This window comes from Bradyrhizobium sp. 521_C7_N1_3, assembly GCF_052075975.1.
GTDB classification, from domain to species: domain Bacteria; phylum Pseudomonadota; class Alphaproteobacteria; order Rhizobiales; family Xanthobacteraceae; genus Bradyrhizobium; species Bradyrhizobium japonicum.
Genome location: NZ_CP197232.1, coordinates 549,104 through 569,308, shown reverse-complemented (window position 1 = coordinate 569,308; position 20,205 = coordinate 549,104). Strand labels below are relative to the sequence as shown.

Genomic DNA, 20,205 nt, shown 5'->3' with positions numbered 1-20,205 from the left:
CCAAGCCATCGTCCGCCGCAAAGGTCAAACAGTGGAAGGCCGCGACAGCGTCCGGCCTGCTATGTGAGAACCCTCACATCTTCTTTGTCGCGGCGGCTCCAGCATCCTGCCGCAAAGTCGAACCAGATGGCGCCGAACACATCCGTGACAGCCCGTTCATTCCCCTCCCGGCGTGCCCATGCATCGCGGTCAATTGTCGCGATAATGCCGAATCTCCAAGCGGTTGACGCCCCCCTTCCGCGGTTTGATAATGCACATTGCGTAAGTTAAGGTCGCCGCGGCGCAAGCTGGTAACGGCGCCTTTTTGGCTGGACCGCGCTGATTATGAAAATTCGCTTCCTTTTTCTTCTGCCCTTGCTCGTTTCGCTCGTCCCGGTTGCGCCATCCCTGGCCGCCGGCGACCGTTATGCGTTGGTCATCGGCAACGCCAAATATCCGGACGCGGACGCCCCGCTGAAGGAACCGCTCAACGACGCGCGCGACGTCGCCGACGAGCTCAAGCGCGACGGCTTTTCCGTCGAGATCGGCGAGAACCTGACCGGCGACGGCATGCGCCGCGCGTTCGACAAGCTCTATGGCAAGATCAAGCCGGGCTCGGTGGCGCTGATCTTCTTCAGCGGTTTCGGCATCCAGTCGGCGCGCCAGAGCTACATGCTGCCGATCGACGCGCAGATCTGGACCGAATCCGACGTCCGCCGCGACGGTTTCAGCCTGGAGACCGTGCTCGGCGAACTCAATACCCGCGGCGCGGGGGTCAAGATCGCGCTGGTCGACGCCTCCAGGCGCAATCCCTTCGAGCGCCGGTTCCGCAGCTTCTCGGCCGGCCTGACGCCGGTCATCGCGCCGAACGGCACGCTGGTGATGTACTCGGCGGCGCTGGCCTCGGTGGTCTCGGACGCGGGCGGCGAGCATAGCCTGTTCGTCCAGGAGCTCCTGAAGGAGATCCGCGTCCCCGACCTGATGGCCGAGGAGACGCTGAATCGCACCAAGATGGGCGTCACCCGCGCCTCGCGCGGCGAGCAGGTGCCGTGGATCTCCTCGTCGCTCGCCGAGGATTTTTCGTTCATTCCGGGCGCCGGCGGATCGCGTCCGTCGGTGACGGCACCGCCGCCATCGCCGCCGCCGGTCGTCGCCAACAACCCGCCGCCGGCTCCGCCCGCACCGCCTCCGCCGCCGAAACCGGCGGACACGGCAGCTGCACCTGCTCCAGCACCTGCACCTGCTCCGGTACCGGCACCGGCGCCCTCACCGAAACCGCAGGTCGAGGCCGCCTTGCCGCCGGCGCCACCGCCGGTGAAACCAGCCGAGACCGCCCCCGCACCGAGCATGGATAGCGGGCCGAGCGCGGCCGCGCTGGCGGAGGATCCGACCATCAAGGGCCTGACGGCCAAGATCGCCGCCAATCCGGACGACGTGAACGCGCTGTACCGGCGCGGTCAGGTCTATGCCAGCAAGGGCGCCTACAATTTGGCCATCAAGGATTTCGACGAGACGCTTCGGATCAATGCGAAGGACGTCGAGGCGCTGAACAACCGCTGCTGGACCCGCACCGTGGTCGGCGACCTCCAGGGCGCGCTGAAGGATTGCAACGAGGCGCTGCGGCTGCGGCCGAATTTCGTCGATGCACTGGACAGCCGGGGACTCGTCAATCTGAAATCGGGAGCGGTCAAGAACGCCATCGCCGATTTCGACGCAGCCCTGAAGATCAACCCGCGCCTGACCTCCTCGCTCTTTGGCCGCGGGATTGCCAAGCAGCGCAACGGCTCGGCGCAGGAAGGCGCGCTCGACATCGCCAATGCCAAGGCGATGGACCCGAACATTGTTCAGGAGTTCGCAAGCTACGGAGTACGCTAGTATTTTTTTGAGTTGAGGCGGCAGACGCCTCGAACCCTCGGCAGCCCAGGGAAGACTAACGGACGGATGCCGCAGGCGGCCTTTCCCGGGGGGGCCATTGCAGGAATTTTGGAACCGCGCATGTCCGCTGCGCAGGAGGGACTGGCAATGAGATTGGCTGCAAAGGGATTTACCGCGATCCTGTCCATCATCACGGTCGGCGCGGCTCTGTCGCTGACGACCCCGCTCGCATTCGCGGGCGACGACGGCAACAGCAAGAACGTCACCGAGGACGAGATCGTCCGCGCGCTGGCGCCGCCGCCGAAGAAGCCGTTGACCCGCGGCCTCTCGATCGCCCCGCAGGCCGATCCCGCACCCAGTGCGGCGGAAACCAAGCTGATCCAGTCCGTGCGCGGCCGCTCGACGCGCTCGCTTTCGTCGACCGAGCGCGAAGAGATCGCGTCGGTGGCCAAGGACAAGCCGAACATCGATCTTGAAATCACGTTCGACTACAACTCGGCCAATATCAGCGCCAAGTCGCTCGCCTCGGTACAGGCGCTCGGTCGCGCGCTGACCAGCCCCGACCTGAAGGGCTCGACCTTCGTGGTGGCCGGCCACACCGACGCCGCCGGCGGCGAGGGCTACAATCAGGACCTGTCGGAGCGCCGCGCGGATTCGATCAAGCGTTACCTCGTCGACAAGTACGGCATCGCCGCGACCGATCTCGTCACCGTCGGCTACGGCAAGAGCAAGCTGAAGGATCCGGCCCAGCCGATGGCGGAGGTCAATCGTCGCGTGCAGGTCGTCAACATGGAAAACAAGACCACCGCATCAAAGTGAGAGCACGACGTAATCCTTTGAAGTGCCAAATCCTTTGAAGTGCCAAGTCGTGATGTGGTGTAAGGTCTTGTTTCAAAAGCGCGTCCCGCGTCCTTGCGGGACGCCGCTTTATTTCAGGGAAACGCTCTCAGCAGGCCTCGTGCGGATGGCCGTGAGCCAGGCCAGGACAATCCGGCGATGAACGCCTCCGAATATCTCAAGCCTGCCGGAACCGTGGTGTTCGTCGTTGCACTCGGCGTCGGCTATTATCTGTTCGAGCATCGGCATCGCCCCGAGGCGAAGGAAACGCCGAGCGAGGCGCTCGTCATCGTGACGAAGTCGACCAACGCCTGCTTCTCCGACCTCGTGCGGGTCACCGGCTTCTTCGTGCCGCGCCGCGAGGCCGTGGTCGTCGCCGACCAGGAAGGCTCCAAGGTCACCGACCTCTTCGTCACCGAAGGCGCCATGGTCACCGAAAATCAGGAGCTGGCGCGGCTGACGGCGCCACCGCAGATCCCCGGCCAGCCGCAAAGACCCGGCCCGCAAGGCCCGATCTCGCTGAAGGCGCCAGCGCCAGGCCTCGTCACCGAAGTACGTACCATCGTCGGCGCGCCCGCCTCGCCGCAGGCCGGCCCGATGTTCCGCATCGCCGTCAACAACGAGATCGAGCTCGACGCCCAGGTCCCGGCGGTGCACATGCCCAAGCTAAACCCCGGCGCGACCGTGCGCATCAGCCGCGACGACGCGCCCGATTTGATCGGACGGGTCCGGCTGGTCGCGCCCGAAATCGACCGCACCACGCAGCTCGGCCGCGTCCGCATCAGCGTCACCAACAATCCATCGCTCAAGGTCGGCGTGTTTGCCCGCGCCTCGATCGACGCCAAGCGAAGCTGCGGCGTCTCGATCCCCAAGACCGCGATCGACCATCTCACCATTCAGGTCGTCAAAAACAATATTGTCGAGACGCGCAAGGTACGGGTCGGGCTGTCGTCCGACAGCGCGACGGAAATCCTGGAGGGGCTCGAGGTCGGCGAAATCGTCGTGGCCGACGCCGGCTCTTCGCTCCATGACGGCGACCAGATCAAGACCATGTTCGCCGATGAACTCGATCGCACGCGGGTACGCTGATGGCTCTCAATATCTCGGCTTGGTCGATCCGCAATCCGCTGCCGTCGGTCGTCTTCTCGATCATCCTTCTGGTCCTCGGCTGGGTGTCCTTCACCAAGCTCGCGATAACGCGGCTGCCCTCGGCCGACATTCCCGTGATCTCGGTCGTGGTGTCGCAATTCGGTGCAGCACCAGCAGAACTCGAATCCCAGGTCACCAAGACGGTTGAAGACGCTGTCTCCGGCGTCGAGGGCGTCAGGCACATCACCTCATCGATCACCGACGGCGTGTCAGTGACCACCATCCAGTTCGCGCTGGAGACCAACACGGACCGCGCGCTCAACGACGTCAAGGACGCGGTGACGCGCGTGCGCTCCAACCTGCCGCAGAACGTCACCGAGCCGCTGATCCAGCGCGTCGACGTCATCGGCCTGCCGATCGTCACCTATGCCGCGATCTCGCCCGGCAAGACGCCGGAGCAGCTCTCTTACTTCGTCGACGACGTGGTCAAGCGCGCGCTGCAGGGCGTGCGCGGCGTCGCCCAGGTCGAGCGCATCGGCGGTGTCGAGCGCGAGATCCTGGTCTCGCTCGATCCCGACCGCCTGCAGGCGATGGGCCTGACCGCGGTCAATGTCAGCCAGAGCCTGCGAGGCACGAATGTCGACGTCGCCGGCGGCCGCGCCGAGATCGGCAAGAACGACCAAGCGATCCGCACGCTCGCGGGCGCCAAGACGCTGGGCGATCTCGCCGGCACCATGATCCCGCTGTTCGGCGGCGGCGAGGTCCGGATCGACGATCTCGGCACCGTCACGGACACCATCGCGGACCGCCGCACCTTCGCCCGCTTCAACGGCGAGCCGGTGGTCGCGCTCGGCATCAAGCGATCCAAGGGCGCCAGCGACGTGAAGGTGGCCGAGGCCGTGGAGAAGCGCATCGAAGCGCTCAAGGCGGCCTATCCCGACGTCGACCTCAAGCTGATCGACACCTCGGTCGAATACACCAAGGGCAATTACCACGCGGCGATCTCGACCCTGTTCGAAGGCGCCATCCTCGCCGTCATCATCGTGCTCCTGTTCCTGCGGGACCTGCGCGCCACCATCATTGCCGCGATCTCGCTGCCGCTGTCGATCTTCCCGGCGTTCTGGGCGATGGACCTCCTCGGCTTCTCGCTGAACCTCGTCAGCTTCCTCGCCATCACGCTGTCGACGGGTATCCTGGTCGACGACGCCATCGTCGAGATCGAGAACATCGTCCGGCACATGAACATGGGCAAATCGCCCTACCGTGCCGCGCTCGAGGCCGCCGACGAAATCGGCCTCGCGGTGATCGCGATCTCGCTGACCATCATCGCGATCTTCGCGCCCGCAAGCTTCATGTCGGGCATCGCCGGACAGTTCTTCAAGCAGTTCGGCATCACCGTCTCGGTGCAGGTGTTCTTCTCGCTGCTCGCGGCGCGCTTCGTCACACCGGTGCTGGCCGCCTACTTCCTCAAGCACCATGCCCACGAAGAGCCGCCGCCCGGCCGCGTGCTGCGGACCTATCACAGGATCGTGGCCTGGTCGGTGAAGCACCATTTCATCACAGTGCTGATCGGCTTCGGAGTGTTCGCCGCCTCGATCTGGAGCATCACGCTGCTGCCGCAGGGCTTCCTGCCGGCGCAGGACAGCGCGCGCTCGCTGCTGGCGCTCGAGCTGCCGCCGGGCACCCAGCTTGCCTACACCGAGAAGGTCACCGAGGACATCGTCGCACGCCTGCGCAAGCGGCCGGAGGTGAAGAGCATCTTCGTCGATGGCGGGCGCGTCCCGCCGGGCACCCAGGAAGTCCGGCGCGCCTCCTTGATCATCAACTACACGCCCAAGGACAGCCGCGACATCACCCAGCGCGAGCTCGAATTCTCGATCAGCCAGGAGCTGGAGAACGTTCCCGACATCCGCTTCTGGTTCCTCGACGAGAACGGCCTGCGCGCCATCTCGCTGGTCGTAACCGGCGTCGACGCCAACATCGTCAACAACTTCGCCAGCGAGCTCGCGACGCAGATGAAGCGGATTCCGACGATCTCCAACGTGATCTCGGAAACCACGCTCGAGCGGCCCGAGCTGCGCATCGAGCCGCGCGCAGATCTCGCTGCGCGCCTCGGCGTCTCCACGGAAAGCCTGTCGCAGACCATCCGCGTCGCCACCATCGGCGATGTCGGGCCCGCGCTCGCCAAGTTCGACGTCGGCGACCGCCTGGTGCCGATCCGCGTCCAGCTCGAGGACGCCGCTCGCGGCAATCTGAGGACGCTCGAACAATTGCGCGTGCCGCTCGGCGAGCGCGGCGAGAAGGGCGGCGTGCCGCTCTCGGTCATCGCCGACGTCAAGCTCGACCAGGGTCCGACCAGCATCAACCGCTACGATCGTGAGCGGCAGGCAACCGTCGCCGCCGACCTCGTCGGCTCCGCCGCGCTCGGCGACGCGACCAAGAAGATCTACGACCTGCCGGTGATGAAGAGCCGGCCGAAGGGCGTGAAGGTGTCACCCTCCGGCGACGCCGAGAGCCTGAACGAACTGTCCGACGGCTTCGCCACGGCGATCACGGCGGGCCTGATGATGGTCTACGCCGTGCTGGTGCTGCTGTTCGGCACCTTCCTGCAGCCGATCACCATCCTGTTCTCGCTGCCGCTCTCGATCGGCGGCGCCATCGCCGCCCTGCTCATCACCGGCAAGCAGCTTACCACGCCGGTGTGGATCGGCATCCTGATGCTGATGGGTATCGTCACCAAGAACGCGATCATGCTGGTGGAATTCGCCATCGAGGCGATCCGCGCCGGCAAGCCGCGCGAGGAAGCGATGATCGACGCCGGCATGAAGCGCGCACGCCCGATCGTGATGACCACGATCGCGATGGCCGCGGGCATGATGCCGAGCGCGCTCGCGGTCGGCGCCGGCGGCGAGTTCCGCTCGCCGATGGCGCTCGCGGTGATCGGCGGGCTGATCTTCTCGACCATCCTGTCGCTGGTATTCGTGCCCGCGATGTTCATGGTGATGGACGATCTCGGCGCCCTGATCTGGCGATTTGCCAAGCGGCTCATCGTGCACAGCGAGGATGCCGAGACCGCCGACCATCACGGCGCGGCGCCGGATCCGAAGAACGTTGCGCGCCCTGCGGCGGAGTAGAATTTGCGCCAACGTCGGCACGATCGTCGAAGAGCTTGACGACAGCATGGTGCTTGTCGAATTCAGTGACGATGATGGGCGACCATATGCCGTCGCCCCGTGCCGACGATCAGAGCTGCCGACTTTGCACTATGCGCCGGAAGCAGCGTAGCTACCTCCCTACTCGTTCCGCGCGATCGCCGTCAGCTTGGTCATGTTCCGCAGCAGGATGCGGCCGCGCTGGAGATCGAGGATCGCCTCCTTGCGCCAGGCCTGAAGCTGGCGGTTGACGCTCTCGCGGGCCGCGCCGACGAAGATGCCGAGCTGCTCCTGCGAGATGTGGACCTCCGAACCGAAATCGGCGGCGAGCGCGCAGAGGCGCCGCGCCAGCCGCACCGGCAGCGGTTGCAGCATGGATTCTTCCATGCGCTCGCTCTGCCAGCGGATGCGCTGGCAGAGCAGCGCGATGATCTTGATCGCGACCTTCGGCTCGCGTTCGAGGAAGCTGAGAAAATCCTCGCGCCGCAGCACGAACAGTTCGCTGGCTTCGCCTGCGGTCGCATCCGCAGTGCGGCTCTGGCCGTCCAGCACCGCGACCTCGCCGAACAGGTCGCCCGGCCCCATGAAGTTCAGTGTCAGACGGCTGCCGTCGGAGGCGCCGGTCTCGATGCGGACCTGGCCCCGGCGCACGCCGAACAGCGCGTCCCCCGCATCGCCCTTCTGGAACAGCACCTCGCCATTCGCCAGATGCTGGGTGTGGCAGAGATTCGACAGCCGCTGGAGCTCGTCTCCGCCGAGATCGGCGAACATCGCGTTCATCTTCAGGATGACCGCAAATTCGGCCTGCTTGCTCATTTCAATGTCCTTGTGAATTTCCTTAGCCAGTTTTCCTGGCAAATCGCTTGGAACCATCAAATCAGGATCGCGTAATACCGAGCCGGGGAAGTGTGTCATAAGTCACATAACTTTGCAGCACCCCCCGACTATTTTTACGTGCTTGGAGCCGCTTCCCGTCCGGGGATAAACTCAGGCGCAAAGGACGGATGCATAGGACGGTCATCTGCGGGATTCGCCGCCGATTGTCCGTCGTTGGAAAGTCGACATGAGAGCAGTGAAATTCGCCGGCGCGGCGATAGCCGCCGTCATCATCGTGATCGGGCTTCTCCTCGTGGTCGGGATCCCCTCGGGATTCCTGACCACGACGGTTGCCTCGCGGGTCGAGAGCGCGACCGGCTATCGCCTGTCCATCGACGGCACCACGAAGATCAGCCTGTGGCCGACACTGAACGTCACGCTCAACGATCTCACGCTTCAGGACCCGAAGGACCGCAGCGGTATCACGCGCCTGACGGTCGACAGCGTGCAGGCCGACATGTCGCTCGCGAGCGTATGGTCGGGCAGCCCGAAGATCAGCCAACTCGTCGTCACCCATCCCGTGCTCCATCAGCCGCTGCTGCGCGAGCGACTGCCGAATGCCGGCACCGCGTCGAAGCCGCTGGCGCTCGACACCGGTGGCGCGACCATCGACCGCGTCAAGGTCATCGACGGTGAAGTCGCATTCGAGCGCGTGCGCGATCGCGTCGAGGGCCGCATCAGCGCCATCAATGCCGATGCCGTCGTTGGCCGCGACCGCAAGGTCGACATCGCCGGCACCGCGCGGGTCGGCGATCACCCGACCAAGTTCGACATCAAGGCGTCGACGCCGGCGACGCCGGCCGACCGGCCGACCATTCCGGTGGATTTCGCCATCGACATGCCTGATGTGCTGAAGTCCCAGCTCGCCGGCCATGCCGAGATGCGGCTGAGCGGCGATGTCGTGATGATCAACGGCGTGAACGGCAGGCTCGGCGACGGCGCCTTCAACGGCTGGGCCTCGGTCGATATTGCGAGCAAGCCCCTGGTCAAGGTCGATCTCGACTTCCAGCGGCTCGCGATCCCGGTGGCGAAATCGCCGGACGGCACGTCGGGACAACCCTGGAGCAATGCACCGATCGACGTGTCCGGGCTCAATTATGTCGACGCACAAATCAGGATCTCCGCGAACGAGGCCGTGATCGGCGATGCGCGCCTCGCGCCGCTGGCGCTCGACGCGAAGCTCGCCGGCGGCGTGCTGAAGGCCGGCACCGCCAATCTCGGCGCCTATGACGGCCAGGTCTCGGGCGAAGTGATCTTGGATGCCACAACCGGCGCACCGAGCTTTGCCATGCATTCCGATCTCGTCGGCGTGCGCGCGTTGCCGCTGCTCCAGGGCCTTGCCGAGTTCGACCGGATCGACGGCAAGCTGCAGGCCAAGCTGGCGCTGCGCAGCGCCGGCACCAGCCAGCGCGCGCTGATGGCGAACATGCAGGGCACGGCCTTCGTCAATTTCCAGGACGGCGCCATCCGCGGCATCAACATCGCGCAGATGATCCGCTCGCTGACATCGGGCACGCTGTCCGGCTGGCAGGACAGTGAGGCCCAGAGCACGGATCTGTCGCAGCTCTCGGCGTCGTTCCGCATCGACAAGGGTCAGGCGGTGACGACCGATCTCAATCTGATCGGACCGCTGGTGCGCGTGACCGGCGCCGGCACCATCGCCCTCGACACCAAGATGATGGGTTTTCGCGTCGAGCCGAAGCTCGTGATGACCACCGAAGGCCAGGGCCGCGCGTCGGAGCCGGTCGGCTTCGGCATTCCCGTGATGATCCAGGGCTCCTGGTCGCAGCCGCGGATCTACCCTGACATGGCCGGCATGCTGGACAATCCGGACGCCGCCTATGCCAAGCTGCGCGAGATAGGCAAGGGCCTGTTCGGCCCCGACGGCGCCGGGCTCGGCAATATCCTGGGCAGCCTCGGCTTGGGCGGTACCGCCGCGCCGGGCGGCGGAAACGCGGCCGGCAATGCCAATCCACAAACCCAGCAGCCGGGACAGAACAACCCACTCGGCGGCTCGCTGGGCGAGGCGATCGGCAATTTGATCCAGCAGGGGCTTTCCAGCGGCGCGGGGACCAGCACTGGCACCGGCCGCAGCCGCGGCCTGCCGGCGACACCGTCCACCCCCGCTCCGCAGGCCTCTCCCGCGCCCCCGGCCCAGGACGACCCGGCTGTGGCGCAGCAGGACAGCCAGCCGATGAACGACGTGCTGCGACAGCTCTTTAATCGATGATTGGCCGACCAACGCACTGGACTCCACGCCAATCCTTACATCGGCCTCCCCGTCCGCCGCTTCCTCCAAAGGGATGAGGCCGCGACAATTCACGCCCCTTGCGGCCCAGCCCGGCCTCGAAGTGGGTAACCACGCTGGCCGGTCCACAGGTCGCTGGACGGTCCGCTGGCCCGAATTGTGGTAGAAGGGCGCCTGGACCGGTACGGCCCGTAGCGCCGGCGTCGATGACGGCGCGAGAGGATCTGGATGGCGGGAGCGAAAGACAAGACACGGTTTCTGCGCGAGGGCCTGTTCGCCAAATATGTCGTCTCCCTCGTCGGCCTCGTCGTGTTTGTCCTCGCCGTCAACGGCGCGATGGAGACCTGGATCTCCTATCGCGCCACCAAGACCCAGCTGACCGACGGGCTCGACGACAAGGCGCAAGGAGCCGCCCGGCGGATCGAGCAGTCGATCTCCGAGCTCGAGCGCCAGATCAGCTGGGTGACGCGGGCAAGCCAGGACACGCTCGAGAAGCGCCGCGCCGACTACGCATCGCTCCTGCACCAGGTCTCGGTCGTCACTCAGCTGTTCCAGCTCAACGGCGAGGGACGCGAGGTGCTGCGCGTCTCGCGCCAGTCGACCACGACCGGCGGCAATGCCGACCTCTCCCGCGACATGCGCTTCACCGACACGGTTGCCCGCGGCGTCAGCTACGCGCCGGCCTGGTTCTCCGACCGGACGCCGATGATGTCGATCTCGGTGGCGCATTCCGGCTTCAATGCCGGCGTCACCGTGGCCGAGATCGACCTCAGCTTCCTTTCCGACTTCCTGTCCGACACCCAGGTCGGCAAGGCCGCATTCGCCTATGTGGTCGATCCTCGCGGCCGCGTGCTGGCGACCTCGTCGAAGGGGCCCGATGTCGGCAAGGACCTGTCGAAGCTGCCGCAGGTGGCGGCGGCGATCGCGCCCGGCCGCGAGCCCGACACCTCGGGCACCGACTTCAACGGTCATGCGGTGATGAGCGCCGCAAGCACCGTGCCAAAGCTCGGCTGGAACGTGATGTTCGAGCAGCCGACGACGCAGGCGTTCATGCCGATCCGAGACCAGCTGGTGCGCATCGCGCTCTTGATCGGCATGGGCCTGATGGTCGCGATCCTCGCCGGCACGCTGCTCGCCCGCCGCATGATCATCCCGATCACGGCGCTGCGCGACGGCGCGCACAAGCTCGGCGAAGGCGATTTCAGCCACCGCATCGACGTCCACACCTCCGACGAGCTCGAAGACCTCGCCGGCCAGTTCAACCGCATGGCCGGCCAGCTCCAGGAAACCTATTCGGACCTGGAGACCAAGGTCGAGGAGCGCACCCGCGATCTCGCACAGTCGATCAACGAGCTCAAGGCGCTGGAAGAGGTCGGCCGCGCGGTTGCCTCCTCGCTCGATCTCAACGCCGTGCTGCCGACCATCGCGGCGCGCGCGATCGAGATCACCCATGCCGATGCGGTGCTGATTTATGGCTTCGATGCCGAGACGCACCGCTTCAACCTGATCGAATCCAACGGCATCGACAAATCGGCCGACGGCGCGCATGTCACGATCCAGCAAGGCGCGAACATCCTGAGCGATGCCGCCGACAGCGGCGAGCCGATCGCGATCGCCGATCTCGACCGGGCCTCCGAGCAGCCGCTGCGCGACGTCGCGATCGACGCCGGCTTCCACTCGGTGCTGGTGGTGCCGCTGGTCGACCAGCAGGGCACGCTCGGCTCGCTGGTGGTGCTGCGCCGGGCCGGCGGCGAGTTCGCCGGAAGCCTCATCGGCCTGATGCGCACCTTCGCCAACCAGGCCGTGCTGGCGATGCGCAACGCGCGGCTGTTCACCGAGGTCGATCACAAGGGCCGCGAGCTCGCGGCTGCGCATAACACCGTGCAGCAGCAGGCGGCAAAGCTGCAGGAGCAGACCGAGCAGCTTCGCAACTGGAACCGCTCCCTGGAAGAGCGCGTCGAGAAGCAGCTCGGCGAGATCGGCCGCATCAAGCGGCTCGAACGCTTTCTCGCGCCGCAGGTCGCCCAGCTGATCGCTTCGTCGGATGGCCATGACTCGCTGCTCGACAGCCATCGCCGCGAGGTCACCGTGGTGTTCTGCGATTTGCGCGGCTTCACCGCCTTCACCGAGGCGACCGAGCCGGAAGAGGCGATGAACGTGCTGCGCGAATATCACGCCGCGCTCGGCAAGCTGATCTTCAAATACGAGGGCACGCTCGACAAATATGCCGGCGACGGCGTGATGATCCTGTTCAACGCGCCGATCCAGTTCGAGGACCACACGCGGCGCGCGGTGCAGATGGCGGTGGAGATGCGCGACACGATCGGCCCGCTGACCGAGAAGTGGCGCAACCGCGGGCACACGCTCGGCTTCGGCATCGGCATCGCGCTCGGCTATGCCACGCTCGGCCAGGTCGGCTTCGAGCAGCGGCTGGAATATGCCGCGATCGGCAGCGTCACCAACCTCGCCTCGCGTCTCTGCGACGAAGCCAAGGCCAATCAGATCGTGGTCAGCCGCCGCGTCTACGGCATCGTCGAGCCCTGGGTCGAAGCCCGTGCGCTCGACGATCTCGTGCTCAAGGGATTCAATCACCCCGTGCTGGCGATGGAGATCCTGAGCTGGCGCGAGCAGGTGGAGAACGTGGTGGATGCGTCGGCGGCGCGGCGGAGAGGGTAGCCAACAACAAAAACGCGAAAACAACCCCATGCACAGTAGGCGGGGACTGTCGGATCAATGACTTACGCGGGTGCCGCGTGGTTTGACACGTCGGGCAAAACACCGGCAGCATGGCATCATCTCCCACACCTCTCCCACGAACCACATCCCTCCTCCCCGCGACTAACCATCGCCTCAACGACGAGGCGAGAATTCGGATGGGAGACGATCGTGGCGTTTGCCTTGCCTTCGCGCGCGTATGATTTGCAGATGCTGGACCGTCCCGCTGATCGTGCGCGCGATCACGGTTGGGTCTTTGGCCTGCCGCCGGGCATCACATCCGAACAATGGCCGCTCGATCCCGTCACCGGCTTTCCGCTGATGCACGGCTTCACCTTGAAGCTGCCGGAGGACTATCGCGTGCATGGCGAGGGCATCGTTGCGGTGTCGTTCTTCGCCACCGCGCCCGATCACAATGACGGCGGGGCGCCTGATGATCCCGAGATTCGCGAGGCCGTGGCGGCGCGACCAGCGCATCCGCGGCTTTCGCGCATGACCGACATTCTCGACTACGAATATGCCGCGCTGCTGCTGACCAAAGCCGAATATGAGGGCGCATTCGCGGCGCCGCCGGCACCGCTTCCGCTTGCGACGGCAGATCGGCCGCGCTGGCTCGACGTCGGCGGCGCCAGCGCCTTCTTCGAGGCCGCCGCGCCTTACGCAAAAAAGATGTTTGCCGCGCAGCCGCGCGCCGATCTCAGCGAGACCCGCGCGATCGCGCTTGTGCCGCGCGCGACCGATCCCAATGCCGGCAAGGGCCCGCAGGACGAGCACACCCGCCAGAACCCGCCGACCGGCTATCAGCCATACTATTACTATGTCGGCGGCGTGCCGAGCCGCGACAATTTCCGCCTGCATGACTGGGGCAAGGACCACGCGCACAACCATCTCGGCGGCACCATGCGGCCGTGCCAGGCCGTGCCGGAGATGAGCCCGTTCTACATCGAGTTCGAGGAATATTTCGGCGGCTACAATTTCGGCGGCGGCAATGCGCAGCTCGACTTCAGGGACATGAAGTTCGATTGGGCGTGCGGCTGATCACGCCCCCCGCTTCGGCCCGATCGCCTCGAAGCCAGCCTTCTGCTCGTCGCTCAAGTCTGCCTTGAAATCGTCGAGCGCGTCGGCGACGCCGCTCACCGCTCGCAGCATCGTCTCCAGCCGCGCCTTTACGGCGGTGAGGCGGGCCTGCGGCGTGGGCTCGGCCTTGGACGGGCACGCACTCAGCGTTTCCATGGTGCGGAGCGCGGTGTCCTGGAGCACCTCGAACCGGGCGCGAGCGGTGTCGTCGAGCCTCAGCGTGGACCCGATCTCGCCGGCGGGCCATTGCTGCTGCACGAGCTGCTCATATTGCCGCTGCGCCTGCACATCGTAGCGGGGATCGTAGCCGGCCTCGCAGGCGGCTGTTGGCGCCTGCGCGTCCTTGCGCTGTCCGGCCGCAAGCGCGGCACGGCGCTCATTGGCCAGCGCGTCGAGCTTTGCCCTCTGGCCGGCATCAAGAAGGTCGACGAATTTGGCGAGCGGCGGCGCAATCGCGTCCGTCGCCTTGATCATGGCCGCGAGGCGCGTCTGCATCAGGCCGAGGCGCTCCGCGGCGGTCGCGGGGGCCTGCGTCGGGCAGGCCGTGCGGATAGTGTCGCGCGCAGCGACCCAGGCGGTCGCGAGCTCATCGAGCGCGGCGCGCTGCAATTCGTTCGGCTGCACCAGGGCGGCGATACGGTCGACCGGCAGGCCGCCGGTATCGCTGGCATCGCAAACGGCCTCGACCGAAGGCACCTTTCGTGCGCGCCTGCCTGGCGGCGCTGTGTAGGCAGCGAGCTCCGTGGCCGCATAGGGCGCGAAGATCGCGGCGTAGATGTCGCCATAACCATAGAGCGAGAGGCTGGTCGTATCGCCCAGGATGATTGCGGTGGTGAGGTCGTCATGCGCGAACGGCCAGAACACCGGGCCCGCCCAGCCATAGCTGCCATCGGGGTGGCGCCACCAGCCCTGCGGGCGGCGGCCACCGTGCCAGCCCGACAGCGCAGCTTGCGCCGTGAGCGCCGCGCGCAGGATGTAGGGGTTGGCCGGCTGGCCGCGCTCGGCGCCGCGAGGATCCTGTGACCTCAACGCGGCGGAGCGGTATCGGCCGCCCCTTACCGCCATGCGCGAATGGCGCAGGCGCGACATGCCGATCACGTGGCCGACGGCAAAGCGCGCGACACCGAGCGGACCGCCGCGCAATCCGAACTGCGCCTCGGCCTTGTTCGGCAGCAGCACTGCCGCAATCATGAGAGCAGCGCCCGCCAGCGCCAGTCCCATGCGTCCCGACATGAAAGCGGACCTGACCACCTCGGCCTCCTCCCAGCGCCAAGCGCGCACTGGGTCGCATCACAATGACGCGCTGGGGAACCAAATGTTCCGGAGAGACGGTGGGCAAAGCGTCGCAACGCGCACCGGCGTTGCCGATGCGGTCTCAATCCGCCTTCCGCGGCACCACAAAAGTCTGGCCGGGATAGATCAGGTTGGGGTTGTGGATCTTGCCCCGGTTGGCGTTGAAGATCACTGCGTAGCGGGCGCCGTCACCGTAAGCGAGCTTGCTGAGAGCCCACAGGCTGTCGCCGCGGGAGATCACGCGGTTGCCGCCTGCTTCGGCCGGTGCGCCGCTGATGATTTCCGCCGGCGACGCCGATGCAACGGTCGTGGCCGCGGGCGCTCGCGCCATGACCCTGGGTTTCGGTGCACCGATAAATCTCGGCTGAACCGTGGGCCTGTCATGTGCCGATGCCTGGCGCGCCGATGCCGACGGCAGGGATGCCACGACATCAGACTTGTCGTCGGGCTTCTCGGCCTGCTTCACGGCCGGTGCCGGGCGCGCGGGCGGCGGCGCGGCTTCGGCGATGGTCACCGGCATGCTGCGGCCCGACTGCGTCACGGTACCGTCAGGCGCTTTCGCCCGCAGGGTCAGCTCATAGGAGCCGGCGGGAAGCTGTGGCGGGGTCATCACGAACTGGCCCGAGGCATCGGCGACCACTGTGTCGAGCGGCTTGCCGTCGCGCAGCAGCTCGACCTGTGCACCCGGCGCAGCGCGACCCGCGATCACCGCCGCCTCGCCGTGATCGTCGACGCGCGCGACGTCGAACCGCGGGCCGGTATCGGTCGTGGCTGCCGGCGGCTTGGCCGGCACGAGATCGGCTAGCGCTGCGGCCTGCTTCTGCGTCTCGGCCAGCGCATCGACCTTCGGCGCGGAGGCGGGGGGCGCCGATGGCGCAGGCGGCGCGGCGGCGAGCTTTGGCTCGTCCAGCTTCGGCTCTGGCTTGGTCTCGGCCTTAATCTCGGCCTTGGTCTCCGCCTTGGCTTCGGGCTTTGCCTCCGGCTTGGCGGCGACGGCGGTCTCGGTCTGCGCGCCGCCCGGCAGCAGGCGGCGCAGCTCGGTGGGACCGATCACCAGCACGGTACCGCCCACCGCGAGCAGGCAGAATGCAATGAAGGCCTTGGAAGCGGTGATCATCAGACAATGAACCCTTGGGTCGCAAATCAGCCGAGGCCGGCAAATTGCGCCGATTTGGCGGCGTCAGCAAGTCGATCATTGGGATGATGCACCTTTCGTTCCGAGGCGCCCGGCGTGAACCGACGGGACGCCGACGGCGTCAAATCACGGAGGCCGCATCGCGGTCATTCTTTAAGGATTTTTCCCGTGACCGCATTTTGCCGTCCTGCACCATGGCTGGCGCTTATCCTGACACTGGCCGCCTCTCCGGCGCTCGCCGCATCCGGCCCGCCGCCGGGGTTCGTCCTCACCGACAATGCCGGCCTCGCCTTCACCTCGCCCGACGGCGCCACCAGGATCGAGCAGTACATGAAGGACGGCGGGGATTGGGACGTCAAATGGCAGGCCTGGGCTCGCCGCGGCGAGCAGATGACGGAGCTGAAGCCCGAGCAGGGCTACGGGGCCGGCTTCCGCTTCACCAGCGACTCGCAATGGCTGGTGCGGATGCAGAAGACCGGCTCGGGCGAGCAGGATCTCTTTCTCTACCATGTCGAGAAGGGCGCCTTCGCGAGTGCGACGAAGAAGCCGCTCAGCAATCTCGCCTGGGCCTATTTCTACGGCCGGCCGGAGACGAAGAGGTTCGCCAAGCTCGACTTCCACATCTCGGCCAATCTCATGGAGGGTACGGAAGAGGCCTATCGCTCGCTCGGCATGGAGTGGCCCAACAACCGTTACCTCGTGATCTCGCTGTCGGGCGAATACGACAATCATCCCAAGAACGTCGCCATGAAGGGACTGGGCGGCTGGCGTTGCCGCTATGATCTCGAGACCGGAACGTTCGACGTGCCCGAGACGTTCGCCAAGAAGAATGCGGAAGCCTTGAGGTGGGAAATCCGCCGGTGATCCACCGCAATCGCATCAGCGTAAATCCAGCCATCCGAACTCTGGCCGATCGAGGGAAACCAACCCTCTGATTCCGTTCCGATTCATGTTTTCCTAACCCTTACTGGTAACGGGCTCTTGTCGGTTTTGCTGCATCTTGCATCCCACGGGAGGGCTGGATGGGCACATCAATTCGATGGACCACGCGCATGCGCGCGTTGCTCCGCCGTTGGCAGGGCGCGCCGCTGACGTGGCTGATCGCCGGCGGCTTCGTGCTGATGGTCGCGATGGCCATCGGCACCGCGCTCACCGTCGATCGTTTCCGGCAAAATGCGATCGAAAGCGGCCGCGACAGCCTGGAAAACTCCGTGCGCATGCTCGCCCGGCATTTCGACCGCGAGTTCGAGGACTTTGCGGTGCTCCAGAAGAGCGTCATCGCCGAACTCGAAAGTCACGGCATCGCATCCGCCGATGTCTTCCGCAGCGAGATGGCCACGCTGGCCATGCACGAGGTGCTGCGCGCCAAAGCCAGCGGCTGGTCCGACGTCGCCGGCGCCAACGTGTTCGATTCCAACGGCGTGCTGATCAACTCGTCGCGGCGCTGGCCGGTCGCCGATATTTCGGTCGCCGACCGCGGCTACTTCAATCGCCTCAGGAACGACCCGGCCTCGCAGGAAGAGATCGAGGTCGTGCCCGGCCGGTTCGGCAACGGAGCTGCGATCGTGTTCGCGCGGCGCGTCTCCGGTCCCCACGGCGAATTCCTCGGCATGGTGTCGCGGGCCATTTCGCCGGAGCAGCTCGAATCCTTCTTCGCCTCGGCCGGGCTCGGCGAGGAATCCTCGATCGCGATGCACCACCAGAATGGCCAGCTGCTCGCGCGCGTTCCACATGTCGACGCGATGATCGGACAGAATTTTCGCAACGGCACGCGCGAGCAGATGGCGGTGTTCGAGCGCACCTTCGTCACGACGCAGCTCGCCAGCCCGATCGACGGCAAGGACCGCATCGTCGCCGCGCGCCTCCTGACCGGCGAGCCGCTGGTCGTGGTCGCGACCAAATCGCTGGACGCGACGCTGGCGACCTGGCGGACGCAGACAAAATTCTTCGTCGCCGTCGCCGTGCTGTCGATCGGCCTGCTCGTGCTCACGCTGTTCCTGATCTTCCGCCAGATGACGCGCCGGCTCGCCGCGGAGAAGCAGCAGCTCGACACCGCGATGAACACCATGACGCAAGGCCTGTTGATGTTCGACCGGGACGAGCGGCTGATCGTCTGCAACCGGCGCTACATCGAGATGTACGGTCTGTCGGCCGAGGTGGTGAAGCCCGGCGCCTATTTCCGCGACGTGATCCAGCATCGCCATGACACCGGATCGTTCCACGGTGACGTCGCATCCTATTGCGACGACATTCTGAGCAATACCGGGCGAACCCAGAGCGCCGTCGTCGAGACCGCGGACGGCCGCCTGATCGAGATCAAGAACCAGCCCGGTGCCGCCGGCGGCTGGCTCGCGACCCACGACGACGTCACCGAACGCATCCGCGCCGACGAGCGCATCGCGCATATGGCGCATTACGACGCGCTGACCGACCTGCCCAACCGCGTGCTGATGCGCGGCCATCTGGAGCGCCGCATCGCGGAGCTTGCCCAGGGCCAGCCGTTCGCGATCCTCTACATCGACGTCGACGAGTTCAAGGGCGTCAACGATTCGCTCGGCCACGAGGTCGGCGACGAGCTGCTCCGCCAGGTCGCCAACCGCCTGCGCGCCTGCGTCAGCGGCAACGACCTCGTTGCGCGGCTGGGCGGCGACGAATTTGCCATCGTCAAGGCCGGCACCAATGACCAGGCCGAACTGACGGCGCTGGCGGAAAACATCCTGAAAGCGCTGCGTACGCCCGTGGACTGCAAGGGCCAGGAGATCCCGACCGATGCCAGCATCGGCATCGCGATCGCGCCCGATCACGGCGACAATCTCGACGATCTGCTCAAGCGCGCCGATCTCGCGATGTATGCCGCGAAGTCCGAGGGCCGCCGCACCTTCCGCCTCTTCGTGCCCGAATACGACGCCAAGGCGCGGCTGCGCCGCCAGCTCGAGCTCGACCTGCGCCAGGCCCTCGCCCGCGGCGAGTTCGAGGTGCATTACCAGCCGCTGGTCGATCTCGCGGCCAATGTGGTCAACGGCTGCGAGGCGCTGCTGCGCTGGCGCCATCCCGAGCGCGGCATGATCTCGCCCGCCGATTTCATTCCGGTCGCGGAAGAGACCGGAATGATCGGCGAGATCGGCGAATGGGTGCTGAAGCAGGCCTGCACCGAGGCGGCAAGCTGGCCCGGCGATATCCACGTCGCAGTCAACGTCTCGCCGGTGCAGTTCCGCGCCAGGACGCTGGCGCTCAAGGTTGCAGCCGCGCTCGCCGAGTCAGGACTTGCACCCGGACGGCTCGAGCTCGAGGTCACCGAGACCGTGCTCATCCGCGACGACGAGGAGGCGCTGACGATCCTCCAGCAGCTGCGTGAGCTCGGCGTGCGCATCGCGCTCGACGATTTCGGCACCGGCTATTCGTCGCTGAGCTATCTGCACCGCTTCCCGTTCGACAAGATCAAGATCGACCGCAGCTTCATCAGCGACATCGGCCAGTCCGAGGATTCCTCCCCGATCGTGCAGGCGGTGGTGCACATGGCGGCCGCCCGCCACATGGCGACGACGGCCGAAGGCGTCGAGACCGAAGCCCAGCGCGAGGTGCTGCGGCAGCTCGGATGCAGCCAGATGCAGGGCTGGCTGTTCAGCCCCGCCGTGCCGGCGGCGAAGCTGAGGCAGCTGTTGTCGGCGCAGGCGGTGGCGGCTTAGCGCGGCCAACCAACGTTCCGGGAGGTGCGAAGGTTCACATCAGCCGTTTTGCGGCACGCACTTCGGCGATTTCGGCATCGGGATGGCTGACAATGGTGGCAACCCAGATGCCGCTGATGATGAGCGACCAGGCGGTGTTCCAATAGATCCAAAACACGTGGCAGCCTCCGGTTCGACCTCGTCCGCTTGCGGGATCAGCATAACGGCAAGGCGAGGCTGACGTTCCCGGCGCGAAATACGGCG

Annotated in this window: 14 protein-coding genes; 10 read left to right on the top strand and 4 right to left on the bottom strand. The window is 66.1% G+C overall.

The window, feature by feature from the left end; genetic code table 11:
• Nucleotides 1-324: 324 nt before the first annotated feature.
• From AB7008_RS02620 to AB7008_RS02600, 5 genes are all read left to right on the top strand, one after another.
• Complete coding sequence (locus tag AB7008_RS02620) at nucleotides 325-1,854, top strand: caspase family protein (protein ID WP_441258386.1); 1,530 nt, start codon at nucleotides 325-327, stop codon at nucleotides 1,852-1,854.
• 147 nt (nucleotides 1,855-2,001) lie between these two features.
• Nucleotides 2,002-2,673, top strand: a complete 672-nt coding sequence (locus tag AB7008_RS02615) for an OmpA family protein (RefSeq protein ID WP_208084008.1) — start codon at nucleotides 2,002-2,004, stop codon at nucleotides 2,671-2,673.
• Nucleotides 2,674-2,850: 177 nt separating this feature from the next.
• The gene (locus AB7008_RS02610; protein WP_304492395.1) at nucleotides 2,851-3,780 is read left to right on the top strand and encodes an efflux RND transporter periplasmic adaptor subunit; all 930 of its coding nucleotides are present in this window, start codon (nucleotides 2,851-2,853) and stop codon (nucleotides 3,778-3,780) included.
• On the top strand, nucleotides 3,780-6,914 hold the full coding sequence (locus AB7008_RS02605) for an efflux RND transporter permease subunit (RefSeq protein ID WP_028159642.1): 3,135 nt from the start codon (nucleotides 3,780-3,782) through the stop codon (nucleotides 6,912-6,914). Before AB7008_RS02610 ends, AB7008_RS02605 begins: the two co-directional genes overlap by 1 nt.
• Complete coding sequence (locus AB7008_RS02600; protein ID WP_441258385.1) at nucleotides 6,844-7,065, top strand: DUF4926 domain-containing protein; 222 nt, start codon at nucleotides 6,844-6,846, stop codon at nucleotides 7,063-7,065. The genes AB7008_RS02605 and AB7008_RS02600 overlap by 71 nt, the downstream gene beginning before the upstream one ends.
• 8 nt (nucleotides 7,066-7,073) lie before the next feature.
• Here the strand turns inward: AB7008_RS02600 and AB7008_RS02595 are convergent, their stop codons facing one another.
• Entirely contained in the window at nucleotides 7,074-7,748 is a 675-nt protein-coding gene (locus AB7008_RS02595) for a Crp/Fnr family transcriptional regulator (RefSeq protein ID WP_028159643.1), read from the bottom strand.
• 247 nt (nucleotides 7,749-7,995) lie between these two features.
• On the opposite strand from AB7008_RS02595, the gene AB7008_RS02590 reads away from it, so the two are divergent.
• The 3 genes from AB7008_RS02590 (at nucleotide 7,996) to AB7008_RS02580 (ending at nucleotide 13,809) form a co-directional block, all read left to right on the top strand.
• Nucleotides 7,996-10,038: an AsmA family protein gene (locus AB7008_RS02590; protein WP_441258384.1), complete on the top strand. Its 2,043-nt coding sequence runs from the start codon at nucleotides 7,996-7,998 to the stop codon at nucleotides 10,036-10,038.
• 246 nt (nucleotides 10,039-10,284) lie between these two features.
• On the top strand, nucleotides 10,285-12,732 hold the full coding sequence (locus tag AB7008_RS02585) for an adenylate/guanylate cyclase domain-containing protein (RefSeq protein ID WP_441258383.1): 2,448 nt from the start codon (nucleotides 10,285-10,287) through the stop codon (nucleotides 12,730-12,732).
• Between the two features lie 210 nt (nucleotides 12,733-12,942).
• Nucleotides 12,943-13,809, top strand: a complete 867-nt coding sequence (locus tag AB7008_RS02580) for a hypothetical protein (protein ID WP_248881067.1) — start codon at nucleotides 12,943-12,945, stop codon at nucleotides 13,807-13,809.
• On the opposite strand, the gene AB7008_RS02575 is transcribed toward AB7008_RS02580, so the two are convergent.
• Together AB7008_RS02575 and AB7008_RS02570 are read right to left on the bottom strand one after the other, a co-directional pair.
• The gene (locus AB7008_RS02575) at nucleotides 13,810-15,081 is read right to left on the bottom strand and encodes a Spy/CpxP family protein refolding chaperone (protein WP_248883533.1); all 1,272 of its coding nucleotides are present in this window, start codon (nucleotides 15,079-15,081) and stop codon (nucleotides 13,810-13,812) included.
• Nucleotides 15,082-15,223: 142 nt separating this feature from the next.
• Nucleotides 15,224-16,258 (bottom strand): LysM peptidoglycan-binding domain-containing protein, encoded by a 1,035-nt coding sequence (locus tag AB7008_RS02570; protein WP_248881066.1) that lies wholly within the window; start codon nucleotides 16,256-16,258, stop codon nucleotides 15,224-15,226.
• A 186-nt stretch (nucleotides 16,259-16,444) separates the two neighbouring features.
• Between AB7008_RS02570 and AB7008_RS02565 the strand changes: the two genes are divergently transcribed.
• Complete coding sequence (locus AB7008_RS02565; RefSeq protein WP_441258382.1) at nucleotides 16,445-17,140, top strand: hypothetical protein; 696 nt, start codon at nucleotides 16,445-16,447, stop codon at nucleotides 17,138-17,140.
• 158 nt (nucleotides 17,141-17,298) lie between these two features.
• Nucleotides 17,299-19,962 carry a bifunctional diguanylate cyclase/phosphodiesterase gene (locus tag AB7008_RS02560; protein ID WP_441258381.1) on the top strand — a complete coding sequence of 888 codons (2,664 nt, stop codon included), beginning with the start codon at nucleotides 17,299-17,301 and terminating at the stop codon, nucleotides 19,960-19,962.
• A gap of 34 nt (nucleotides 19,963-19,996) precedes the next feature.
• On the opposite strand, the gene AB7008_RS02555 is transcribed toward AB7008_RS02560, so the two are convergent.
• Nucleotides 19,997-20,119: a hypothetical protein gene (locus tag AB7008_RS02555; RefSeq protein ID WP_014490523.1), complete on the bottom strand. Its 123-nt coding sequence runs from the start codon at nucleotides 20,117-20,119 to the stop codon at nucleotides 19,997-19,999.
• Nucleotides 20,120-20,205 lie beyond the last annotated feature (86 nt).